Source organism: Brachybacterium sp. AOP3-A1-3 (assembly GCF_052378285.1).
GTDB lineage: Bacteria > Actinomycetota > Actinomycetes > Actinomycetales > Dermabacteraceae > Brachybacterium.
Window position 1 is genome coordinate 42884 of record NZ_JBQSXM010000018.1, and the last position, 11195, is coordinate 54078.

Annotated in this window: 8 protein-coding genes and 1 pseudogene; 6 read left to right on the forward strand and 3 right to left on the reverse strand. The window is 68.6% G+C overall.

Annotation, left to right across the window (positions count from 1 at the left end):
* Nucleotides 1-132 precede the first annotated feature (132 nt).
* Complete coding sequence (gene nhaA / locus ACT3T5_RS16540; protein WP_444594945.1) at nt 133-1998, forward strand: Na+/H+ antiporter NhaA; 1866 nt, start codon at nt 133-135, stop codon at nt 1996-1998.
* Between the two features lie 62 nt (nt 1999-2060).
* On the opposite strand, the pseudogene ACT3T5_RS16545 reads toward nhaA, so the two are convergent.
* Nucleotides 2061-2186: pseudogene (locus ACT3T5_RS16545) on the reverse strand (IS256 family transposase); the annotation flags it as partial.
* A 22-nt stretch (nt 2187-2208) separates the two neighbouring features.
* Entirely contained in the window at nt 2209-3060 is an 852-nt protein-coding gene (locus ACT3T5_RS16550; protein WP_444594946.1) for a LuxR C-terminal-related transcriptional regulator, read from the reverse strand.
* Nucleotides 3061-3152: 92 nt separating this feature from the next.
* Here ACT3T5_RS16550 and hxlB point away from each other — a divergent pair, with 92 nt between their 5' ends.
* Nucleotides 3153-3725, forward strand: a complete 573-nt coding sequence (hxlB, locus tag ACT3T5_RS16555; RefSeq protein ID WP_444594947.1) for a 6-phospho-3-hexuloisomerase — start codon at nt 3153-3155, stop codon at nt 3723-3725.
* 53 nt (nt 3726-3778) lie between these two features.
* Nucleotides 3779-4402, forward strand: a complete 624-nt coding sequence (hxlA, locus tag ACT3T5_RS16560; RefSeq protein ID WP_301472098.1) for a 3-hexulose-6-phosphate synthase — start codon at nt 3779-3781, stop codon at nt 4400-4402.
* A gap of 608 nt (nt 4403-5010) precedes the next feature.
* On the opposite strand, the gene ACT3T5_RS16565 is transcribed toward hxlA, so the two are convergent.
* Nucleotides 5011-6204, reverse strand: coding sequence for an alcohol dehydrogenase catalytic domain-containing protein (locus ACT3T5_RS16565; protein ID WP_444579456.1), 1194 nt, complete (start codon nt 6202-6204; stop codon nt 5011-5013).
* Nucleotides 6205-6429: 225 nt separating this feature from the next.
* On the opposite strand from ACT3T5_RS16565, the gene ACT3T5_RS16570 reads away from it, so the two are divergent.
* From ACT3T5_RS16570 to ACT3T5_RS16580, 3 genes are all read left to right on the forward strand, one after another.
* Entirely contained in the window at nt 6430-9108 is a 2679-nt protein-coding gene (locus ACT3T5_RS16570) for an excinuclease ABC subunit A (RefSeq protein ID WP_444594948.1), read from the forward strand.
* A 998-nt stretch (nt 9109-10106) separates the two neighbouring features.
* Entirely contained in the window at nt 10107-10655 is a 549-nt protein-coding gene (locus ACT3T5_RS16575) for a type 1 glutamine amidotransferase domain-containing protein (protein WP_443404511.1), read from the forward strand.
* Nucleotides 10656-10662: 7 nt separating this feature from the next.
* Nucleotides 10663-10974: a putative quinol monooxygenase gene (locus ACT3T5_RS16580; protein WP_087102950.1), complete on the forward strand. Its 312-nt coding sequence runs from the start codon at nt 10663-10665 to the stop codon at nt 10972-10974.
* The last annotated feature ends 221 nt before the right edge of the window (nt 10975-11195 follow it).

The window sequence follows — 11195 nt, forward strand, 5'->3', positions numbered from 1 at the left end:
CCTGCCGCACCGATGGGTGAGGTCAGACTGACACCTATCGACGCAGCAGTCCCGTAGGTCAGGTCGCTATGACAACCGGACAGAGCCTGACGTTGCGTGCCATCCTCCCGCCTGGCTGTACCGCTAGCCAGCATGTTCAGGCAGAATCGAGCTGTGTCCCACTCAACCTCGCCCCCGCGCGGCATAGCCGGAAGACTCCGCACGGAGTCGGGCTCGGCCGTGCTGCTCATCATTGTCACGGCCTTCGCCCTCCTCTGGGCGAACTCGCCGCTGTCCTCTTCCTACTTCGAGCTGTGGCACCAGAGCGTAGGGATCGACGTCGGCCCGTTCGGGTTGCACCTGGATCTGCACCACTGGATCAACGACGGGCTCATGGTCGTGTTCTTCTTCGTCGTGGGTCTCGAGGTGCGCCAGGAGTTCGCACACGGGGCTCTGCGGGACAGCAGCCGCGCCCGTCTGGCGGCGATCGCGGGCGTCGCGGGTGTGGCGGTGCCCGCGCTGGTGTATGTCCTGGTCGTCGGCGCGTCCGGTGGCGAGGGACTACGCGGGTGGGGGGCGGTCGTCGGAACGGACACGGCGTTCATGCTCGGTGCTCTCGCGATCGTCGGCCCCCGGCTTTCCGGGCAGCTGCGCGTCTTCCTCCTGACCCTCACGGTGGTCGACGACTTCCTTGCGGTGTCGATCATCGGGGTGTTCTACAGCGACGAGATCCGGCCCATCCCGCTGCTGGTCGCTCTGGGCTGCCTCGTCGCTCTGTGGTTGCTGAGCCGTTCCCGGCAGTGGAGTGCCGCTCCGTATGTGGGGATCGTCATCGTGCTGTGGCTGGCGACTCTGTCCTCCGGCATCCACGCCTCGCTGACGGGCATGATCGCCGGGCTTCTGATCCCGGCCTACCCGACGCAACGGCACAAGGTGGTCGCCGCCCGGCAGCTGTTCCGCGACTTCTGGCAATCCCCGAGCGCTTCTTCGGCGCGTGCCGTCGGACGGGGGTTGTCCAAGGGCGTGTCAGTCAACGAGCGGCTGCACGAGTACCTCCGTCTCCCCACGGCGTTGCTGGTCGTGCCGATCTTCGCCCTGGCCAACGCCGGGGTCGACCTGGGCGGTGGGGTGGTGGCCGACTCGCTGGGCTCGCCGGTGACGTGGGGCGTCATCGCGGGGCTCGTGCTCGGCAAGCTCCTCGGGATCGGGATCGCGACGCTCCTCGCCGTTCGGATGGGCGCAGGCCGACTGCCGGAGGGGGTCGGTATGGGCAGCGTGTTCGGCGGGGCAGCACTTTCCGGCATCGGTTTCACCGTGTCGCTGCTGGTCATCAGCCTCGCTTTCGACTCCTCCTCGGATCTGGGGCGCCAGGCGACGCTGGGCGTGCTCGTGGCGATGGTGCTCGCCACCGTTCTGGGCTGGTCGATCTTCAAGGTCGCGGCCCGTCGGTGGGGAGAGGAGACGGCGGATCTCCCGATGACGCTCGACTCTCCGGTGGACCCCGAGGTGGATCACATCCGCGGACCGGAGGACGCCCGGCTCACCCTCGTGGAGTTCGTGGACTTCGAGTGCCCGTACTGCGCGCACGCCACGGGCTCATGGGAAGACCTGCACGGGCGCTTCGGTGACGATCTGCGCTACGTCGTGCGGCATCTGCCTCACCATCCTCACGGCCCCCTCGCCGCACGGGCCGCCGAGGCGGCCGCGAAGCAGGAGATGTTCTGGCCGTGGCTCGACTTCGTCTTCACTCGGCAGCACGCGCTGGAGAGGGAGAATCTCATCGGCTACGCGGCCGAGCTGGGCCTCGATGTCCAGGCGTTCATCGAGGATCTCGACAGCGACGAGGTTGCTGCGAGGGTGCAGCGGGACATCGCGAGCGCGGAGGCGAGCGGCGCCAAGATGACCCCGACGTTCTTCATCGATGGTTGCCGGATGGTGGGCAGCTATGACGCGCGCTCACTGACCGAGATGCTGGAATCCAGCCGTCGCGGGAGCCGCACCCAGGCGGCGAAGGCCTGAGGCCGATCCGCGAACCCAGAACACGGTGGGACGCGGGCGGTGCCAGCGCGTATCAGTCACAGCTGCGCGTTCACCGCTTTCGCGTCGGGCTGGTCATGGACACCGTGCGGCATCGCCTTCACCGCCGGCCGCCAGCTCTTCGAGGCCACGGCCATGAGGCTCGCAGCGCAGTGGGTGCGACACCGCTGCCGACGTCCGGACCGAGGCCCGCTATCGAGTCTGGGCGCTCGGAGAGTGCGCATCATGGGAGTGAGCGATGCTTGCGAGCTCGGCGCGCGTGCGGGCGCCGTATTTCCGCAGCAAGTTGGCCACGTGGTACTTCACGGTGTTGGCCGTGATCCCGAGCTGGTCGCCGATGCGCTGGTTCGAGATCCCGGTCGCGACCAGGCGCAGCACCTGCTTCTCGCGGTCGGTGAGTTCCTCGGCGCCCTCCACGGTGAGCGCTGCGCTGGGTGGGTCCAGGGGGATCTCGATCCGCAGCGTCGTCCCCCAGCCCGGGGTCGTCTCCACGTCCATGGTTCCGTCGAGCGCCGCGACTCGCTCCACGATCGGACGCAGTGTGTCGTCGTGCGCCGTCACCGCGATTCCCCCGTCGTCACGGACCTCCATCAGCAGGTTGCGGCCATCGCAGTCCCAGCCGATCCGGGCGCGTGCAGCGTCCGCGCGGTCCATGAGCGAGAGCACTACTGTGCGGGAGATGGCGCGGGCTTCCCGAGCGACCGGGCCCGGCAGCGCCCGTCCTCGCGCAGGAGGCTCTGCGAACTGGACCTGCAGCGGCCCGGAGCGGATCAGAGGACGCAGTTCGGTGCGCAGGCGCGAGAATGCCTCGGCTACCGGCTCGAGCACGCTCTCCTGCTGCTCATGTACCGAACGAGCACGGATGAGTGCGGAGGAGGCGATCTCCGTGGCCTCCCTGCGCGCGGCCGCATCCGCGAGTCGGCCGGAGCGGAGCACGGCAAGGATCGATTCGAGGGTGATCGCATGTTGATCAGCCTGCTCGGTCAGGGCACGGTCCCTCGACAGGGAGCGGGCACGTTCCAGCGGGGTCGGGAGGTCGCTCACTCCGCTACTCTAGCCCGACCTGGGAGGCCCACCCGATCGAACGGGGCACCCAGCTCATCGGGCAGCAGTGGACCACCGCAGACCGGCCCAAGATGGTCGGCATGGAAGAACGAAGCATCCAGGATTCGCTGACGCGGATCGTCAACGAGATCGAGGGGACAGCCTCCCTGCCCGACGCGCCCGCGCTCGCGGCCGCCGTCGAACTGACAGCGAACGCCCGGCGGGTCTTCGTCCACGGCGCCGGACGCTCCGGGCTCGCGCTGCGGATGACGGCCATGCGCCTCATGCACCTCGGGCTGCAGGTCCACGTCGTCGGTGAGACGACGACCCCGGCGATCGGAGAGGGCGATCTGCTCCTGACTGCCAGCGGTTCCGGCACGACCTCGGGAGTGGTGAGCGCGGCTGAGACGGCGCGATCCGTCGGTGCCCGCGTCATCGGGATCACGACCGACCCCGAGTCACCGCTTGCTCAGCTGTCCCACGCCGTCCTGGTCGTCCGTGCGGCGACGAAGACGGACCGGTCCGAGCAGCAGTCGGCCCAGTACGCCGGCAGCCTCTTCGAGCAGCTCCTCGTCCTCGTCGGCGACGCTCTCTTCGACGTCCTGTGGCAGAGGAGCGGACAGAGTGCGGACGCGCTCTGGCCCCGTCATGCCAACCTCGAATGACCTTTCTTCCCCGTTCCATCATCGACACCACCACGAGAAAGAGACACCCTGACATGCGACTGCAGTTCGCCATGGACACCCTGACCACCGAGTCCGCCCTCGACCTGGCCGCGAAGGCCGCCCCCTACGTCGACATCCTCGAGCTCGGCACACCTCTGATCAAGAGCGAGGGCCTCGCGGCGATCACGGCGGTCAAGGCCGCCCACCCCGACAAGACCGTCTTCGCCGATCTCAAGACCATGGATGCCGGCGAGCTGGAAGCTGACATCGCCTTCTCTGCCGGAGCCGATCTGGTCACCGTGCTCGGCGTCGCCGGTGACAGCACGATCGCCGGAGCGGTCGCCGCGGCGACCAAGCACGGCAAGGGCGTCGTCGTCGATCTGATCGGCGTGTCCGACAAGGCCGCACGGGCCCGAGAGGTCGTCGCCCTCGGCGCCGTCTTCGTCGAGATGCACGCCGGCCTCGACGAGCAGGCGGAGGACGGCTACAGCCTCGACGCCCTGCTCGCCGCTGGCAAGGCCGCCGAGGTCCCGTTCTCCGTCGCCGGCGGCGTCAGTGCGGACTCTGTCGAGGCGGTCCAGCAGGCGGGAGCAGACGTGGCCGTCGCGGGCAGCGCCATCTACAGCGCATCGGACGTCGCCGCCGCGGCCGCCGCCATCCGCTCCGCCATCCGGTGACCACCGCCCACCGCATCCCGTGGAGAGAGGGCAGGTGACGGCACGCCCGGCCCCTGCCCCCTCCCACCGGGTGCGGTGGACTGATGCCGCAGTCGATCCCCGCGTGGCGCAGAGCGCCACGTGGTCCTCCTCCCCGCAGGGCGTGCCCGGCATCGGGGTCGGCCGGAGGCCCGCTCGATCCAGGCGATGGTTACTTTCATGGAGCGCATACGCCGGACCTCCGCAACGGCTCGATCGACAGCAGCGGACTCCGGCTCATCGACCGCCGTCCGGAGGTCCCCGCCAGGACCGGCGCCGGTGACATGAAACCGGTCCCTCCGCGACGTGCGCGTGTTGGCGGCCCTGGCGCCGGTGATCGTCCTCCTCGCCCCGCGATGCGTTCCGGATCGTGAGGGGCGCCAGGAGCGTCGCAGCGAGCTGCCCGGTCTCCCAGGATCACGCCCCTCCTCGCTCCCCCACGCCGCTGAGCTCCGGCATGCCGGCCCCACCGGCGCCAGGCCCGCCCCGGGCATCGTCCAGGACGGGATCGGCGAAGGATCCGTGCACAGAGCCGGCCCGCGACCGCCGCTGGAGCGACGATCGCGGGCCGGGTGCATGACGGCCCGGGATCAGGCGGGGATCATGCCGTGGGGATCGATGATGAACTTCTCCGAGACACCGGCATCGAACTTCGCGTAGGCGTCGGGGGCTTCGTCGAGGCTGATGACCTTGGTGTTGAGCATGTCGCTGAGGTAGGGCATGCGGTCCCACAGGATCGACATCATCAGTTCGCGGTTGTAGTGCATGATCGGGGCCTGGCCGCCGGAGATCCGAGGGGACTTGATCCACGCCTTGCCGAAGTCGAGCGGGAAGGTTCCCTCCTGCTCGGCCTTGGAGGAGGCCAGCGGGTCGGGGCCGTAGACGCCGACGATGCCGGTGGCGCCGCCTGCGCGGGTGGCGTCCATGACCTGGTTGATGGCGTGTGCCGGGTTCATGTCCTCGGCCTCGCGGCCGATGCCGTGGGCTTCGTTGCCGACGTAGTCGACGGCGCAGTCCACCATGGGCTCGCCGAGGATGGCCTCGATCTGATCGGTCAGCGGCACGTCCTGGTTGAGGTCGATGGTCTCGCAGCCGTTGTTCTTCATCAGGTCCAGCCGGTCCTGGTGGTAGTCACCGACGATGATGCAGGAAGCGCCCAGGAGCCGGGCTGCTGCGGCGCCGCAGCGACCGACGGGACCGGCGCCGGCGATGTAGACGGTCGAGCCGGGCTTCGCCCCGGCCTCCATGAGGCCGTGGAACGCGGTGGGCAGGATGTCCGAGAGCAGGGCGAGGTCACGGATCTTCTCCATGGCCTGGTCCTTGTCCGGGAAGCGGAGCAGCTGGAAGTCGGCGTAGGGGACGAACATGTATTCCGCCTGCCCACCCTGGAAGTCGCCCAGGTTGAACCCGTAGGCGCCGCAGGACACGTCGGGGTTCACGGTCTCGCACACCTCGGTGTGGCGGGCACGACAGTTGCGGCATCGGCCGCAGGCGACGTTGAAGGGAACCGAGACCAGGTCGCCCTCGGAGAGGAACTCGACGTCGGAGCCGATCTCAACGACCTCGCCGGTCATCTCGTGCCCCATCACCATGCCCTGGGGGACGGGGAAGGAACCGCGGTAGATGTGCAGGTCGGAGCCGCAGATGTTGGTGGCGACGATCTTGAGGATGACGCCGTGCGGGGCGCTCCTGCCGTTCGGCATCTCGAGCTTCGGGAAGTCGAGGGACTCGACGCGCATGTCCTTGACGTTCTGGAACACGACGGCGCGGTTGCTGCTTGCCATGACGATCTCCTCCAGTTGGGGATGGCCCGGTCGCGGAAGTGCCACGGTCATTTGGATGCCCGTCGCCCGCGACCTCGGCTCTCTTCGAGCATAGGACAGAAGGAACCTCGCCCTCCACCGAGTTGCCCGCCGCGGCTGCGGCGATAGGCGCCACGGGCAGGTGGACCGTGGAGGACTGGGGCATGCACCGACCGATCGGTGGAACGCGTTGCTAGTCTCGCTGGCATGGTCGAAGCACGCAGGTCCGCGCCGTCGGACTCCACACCCGTTCAGCCCGACGTGCAGGTTCTCGGCGCGCGCGAGCACAACCTCCAGGACATCGACCTGACGGTCCCCCGCGACGCTCTGGTGGTGTTCACCGGCGTCTCCGGCTCGGGAAAGTCCTCCCTGGCCTTCGGAACCCTGTTCGCGGAGTCCCAGCGCCGTTACCTCGAGTCCGTCGCTCCCTACGCCCGTCGCCTCATCGACCAGGCAGGCGTCCCGGACGTCGACTCCATCACGGGCATGCCGCCGGCCGTCGCTCTTCAGCAGCAGCGTGGAGGTCGCAGCGCACGGTCCTCGGTGGGCAGCATCACCACGCTCTCCTCGCTGGTGCGCATGCTCTACTCCCGGGCCGGCCACTACCCCGAAGATCAGCCGATGCTCTACGCCGAGGACTTCTCCGCCAACACGGTGCAGGGCGCATGCCCGGAATGCCACGGCATCGGCCGCGTGTACGAGGTCACCGAGGACATGATGGTTCCGGACCCTTCATTGACGATCCGCGAACGGGCCATCGCCTCCTGGCCGACGGCCTGGCACGGTCATCAGCTGCGCGATGTCCTCGTCGCGCTCGGCTACGACGTCGATGTGCCCTGGAAGGATCTGCCGAAGGAGGATCGGGACTGGATCCTCTACACGGACGAGACGCCGTATGTCCCGGTCCACTCGCGGCTCACACTCTCCGAGGCCCGGGCCGCGACCGCGGCGGGCGTCGAACCGAGCTACTCGGGCACCTTCGTCGGCGCGCGTCGGTACGTGCTCGACACGTTCGCGAACACCAAGAGCGAGTCGATGAAGCGACGCGTGGCGGAGTTCCTCTCGGTCGCTCCCTGCCCTGCCTGCCATGGGAAGCGGCTGAAGCCGGAGTCCCTGTCCGTGACGTTCGAGGGTCTCGACGTCGCAGATCTCTCCGCACTGCCGCTCGCGGAGCTCTCCACGCTGATCGACCAGGCGGTCGTACGGGCCACCGGCGCTCTCGACGGGGCTGAGTCGGCGGGCCGCACAGGTGGCCAGGCTGACCGACGCGACGCCGGGCAGCGGATCGACGCCGGAGGATCCGCCCCCGCGGCCGTCGAGGACGCGCGCATGTCCCCTGACCGCTCGGTCGAGAAGCTGGCCGCGACAGCGCGATTGGGCGCGGAGCTCGTCAACAGACTGCGTCCGATCATCGATCTGGGTCTGGGGTACCTCTCCCTGGGCCGCACCACCCCCACCCTCTCCGGCGGGGAGCTGCAGCGACTGCGACTCGCGACCCAGCTGACCTCTGAGCTGTTCGGTGTGGTCTATGTGCTCGATGAGCCGTCCGCGGGTCTTCATCCGCAGGACGTCAGCGCTCTGCTCGGCATCCTCGACGGGCTCAAGCGCCGGGGCAACAGCCTGTTCGTGGTGGAGCATTCGGTGGATGTGATGCGGCACGCCGACTGGCTGGTCGACATCGGGCCCGGCGCGGGTGAGCGCGGCGGCCGCGTCGTCTACAGCGGGCCCTACGAAGGGCTCGCCGAGGTGGAGGACTCCGTCACCCGCGGCTATGTCTTCGGGGGCAGCGGCCTGCCCCGCCGGACGCCTCGCGAGCCGCAGGGATGGCTGAGGCTCGAGCACGTCACGCGCAACAACCTGCGCGACGTGACGATCTCCTTCCCGCTCGGGGTGTTCACCGCCGTCACCGGAGTGTCGGGATCAGGCAAGTCCAGCCTGGTCAGCCAGGCACTGCCTGCGCTGCTCGGCGAACGGCAGGGACGAGCAGACCAGGCGGAGGACGCCGCCCCCGCCGAAGGGGACGAGCTCCTGCTGTCGGACGAGCCCGACGAGCTCGAGGGAGAGATCCGCGGCGACGTCGCCGGGGTGCGGCGCGTCGTGAGCATCGACCAGAAGCCCATCGGTCGCACCCCACGCTCGAACGTCGCCACCTATACGGGCCTGTTCGACCACGTGAGGAGAAGGTTCGCGGAGACGCCCGAGGCTCGCGCTCGCGGGTACAAGGCGGGCAGATTCTCCTTCAACGTCACCGGCGGTCGCTGCCCTACCTGCAAGGGCGAAGGATCCGTCATGGTGGAGCTGCTCTTCCTCCCCTCGGTCTACACCGAGTGCCCCGACTGCCACGGCACCCGCTACCAGTCCAGCACGTTGGAGATCGCCTGGCGCGGCCGCAACGTCGCGGAGATCCTCGCCATGAGCGTCGAGGAGGCCCACGACTTCTTCCACGGCGAGTTCGACATCATGCGCTCGCTCACGGCACTGGTCGACGTCGGCCTCGGATATCTCCGTCTCGGACAGCCGGCCACCGAGTTGTCCGGAGGTGAGGCGCAGCGGGTGAAGCTCGCCTCCGAGCTCCAACGATCCCAGCGCGGGGACACCCTCTACGTCCTGGACGAGCCGACGTCCGGGCTGCACAGCGCCGATTCCGACCGACTCGTGACGCATCTCCAGACCCTCGTGGACGCAGGCAACACCGTCGTCGCGGTCGAGCTCGACATGCGCATCGTCGCCGTGGCCGACCACGTCATCGACCTCGGGCCCGGCGCGGGAGACGATGGCGGCACGGTGGTCGCCTCAGGAACGCCCGCGCAGGTCGCCTCGTCCGGAGTCGGTGCATCGGCACCGTACCTCGAGGCTGCGCTGCAGGAGACCGCCTCCCTGGGGTGAGAGTCGGAAGGCTTCGATGAGGGCAATGACCCCACGCAACGGGCGCATCGGACGAGCAACCTGCGTCGCCCGATCGAGAATCCACGCCGCGTGCATGCGGAACTCGGTCAGCAGGCGCTCCGCGCCGTCTGCGATGAGGTCGTGAACCGGCGACCCTCGAACGACGCTGACCGGACGTTTCGCCCCATGGTCGGCGCCGTGCCGGGGCGCGGGATAGCGGGGTCATGACGCGCGAGTCCGACGGGAACCCGCAGGGTCGTGCCGTTCACCATCTTCCGCGGGTTCCGCATGACCCACGGGCGCAGTCCGATGAACGACTGCCCGACCGCAGCCGGACCGGGCAGAGGCCTGCGGCGTCGCGGTGACGGGGCTCGGGAGCGGACTCGGCAGCGGGCAGGCCGAGACGCTACGAGCCCCCGCCGGCCACCAGGACTGCCTGCGCCTCGGCGAGGACTGGGTCGAGATGGAGAACGATGACGCCGAGCTCGCCGACATGTGGCCTGCCGGCCATCGCCGTCGACGACTCCACGACCGATCCCGTGCAGTTCGTGCTCGACCGGAGATCCGGCGACGGGCTCGAATCGCCGGATGCGATCGGTGCGGTACCCCGGCGGCATCGGAGTCGTCGACGTCTTCGTGCTCCGGCGTCCCGGCGTCCCGGCGTCCCGGCGTCCCGGACGAGATGGCGACGTGCGGCCCGTCCCTGACCAACGAGGTCTACACTGGAATTCGGGCGCGGCGCTCACATCCGGCAAGGCCCCGGTGAAGAACGACAACCGTCGATGGCGGCAGGTCATCGTCGACCACAGGGCCGAAGCTTCTCCATCGTCTCCCAGGATCCGGCCGGAGAGTCGGCAGCCAACACCTGCCAGCACTCCGATGAGCGCAACGGCGACTGCACGCGAGTCGTCCTGCACCTGAACCACGCTGCCCGGTACGGACAGCGTGCGGCTCGCCCGCACGGGCAGGCCGTCACCTCCCACAGAACGGAGCAGAACATGGCAGACGAATTGCACGGCAAGCGGATCGCGATCCTGGCCGCGGACGGCGTCGAGCGCGTGGAGCTCGAACAGCCCAGACAGGCTCTGCTGGACGCGGGGGCCACCACCGAGCTGCTGTCGCTGCACGAGGGCGAGATCAAGGCCCGAGAGAACGACCTGGATGAGGCCGGAACGTTCCCGGTCGATGCCCTGGTGAAGTCCGCCTCGGCCGACGACTACGACGCCCTGCTGCTTCCGGGCGGGACGGTCAACCCCGACCAGTTGCGGATGGACACCGACGCAGTCGGATTCGTGCGCGACGTCATGGTCGCCGGCAAGCCGGTTGCCGCGATCTGCCACGGACCGTGGACGCTGATCGAGGCCGGTGTCGTGGAGGGTCGGACGCTGACCTCGTACCCGAGCATCCGCACCGACCTGCGCAATGCCGGAGCGAACGTCGTCGACGAAGAGGTGGCACGCGACGGGAACCTGATCACCAGCCGCTCGCCCGAGGATCTCCCGGCCTTCTGCGCCGCGATCATCGAGCTGTTCAGCCAGGACAAGTGAGGAAACCATGATCAACTCTGCATTGTCGGTCATCGTGCACGCCAAGCCCGGGAAGGAGGAGGACGTCGCGGACTTTCTCCGCAGCGCCCGTCCCATCGTCGAGCAGGAGGAGGGTACGCGGGCCTGGTTCGCTCTGCAGTTCGACGAATCGACCTTCGGGATCTTCGACGTGTTCCCCGATGACGAGGCCCGCCAGACCCACCTCTCCGGTGGCGTCGGTCAGGCACTCGCTGCACAGGGAGCAGATCTGTTCAGCACAGAACCGAGCATCCAGAACGTCGACGTGATCGCGTACAAGCTGCCCGGCGAGACCTCCTAGAGAAACAGCGTCGATTGACCTCGGGGTGCGGCCCCGATCGGCTCCACAGCCGTGGCCACGGCTGTGGAGCCGATTCACCGCACGTGCCAATCCAGGACGGAGCTGCTGATCCCGTCCTGAACGAGGCTCGGCGTCGTCCTCTAGGACATGTCTCTTGAGTCGCTTTCATCGACAAGCACAAGGATCGGCACGGCGTCAAGCCGATCTGCACGGTGCTGAAG

Excerpts from the sequence above, each read along its gene's own strand:
- hxlB (WP_444594947.1), top strand. The coding sequence starts at position 3,153 with ATGGTCGGCATGGAAGAACGAAGCATCCAGGATTCGCTGACGCGGATC.
- ACT3T5_RS16565 (WP_444579456.1), bottom strand. The coding sequence starts at position 6,204 with ATGGCAAGCAGCAACCGCGCCGTCGTGTTCCAGAACGTCAAGGACATG.
- ACT3T5_RS16580 (WP_087102950.1), top strand. The coding sequence starts at position 10,663 with ATGATCAACTCTGCATTGTCGGTCATCGTGCACGCCAAGCCCGGGAAG.
- ACT3T5_RS16570 (WP_444594948.1), top strand. The coding sequence starts at position 6,430 with ATGGTCGAAGCACGCAGGTCCGCGCCGTCGGACTCCACACCCGTTCAG.
- ACT3T5_RS16575 (WP_443404511.1), top strand. The coding sequence starts at position 10,107 with ATGGCAGACGAATTGCACGGCAAGCGGATCGCGATCCTGGCCGCGGAC.
- nhaA (WP_444594945.1), top strand. The coding sequence starts at position 133 with ATGTTCAGGCAGAATCGAGCTGTGTCCCACTCAACCTCGCCCCCGCGC.
- hxlA (WP_301472098.1), top strand. The coding sequence starts at position 3,779 with ATGCGACTGCAGTTCGCCATGGACACCCTGACCACCGAGTCCGCCCTC.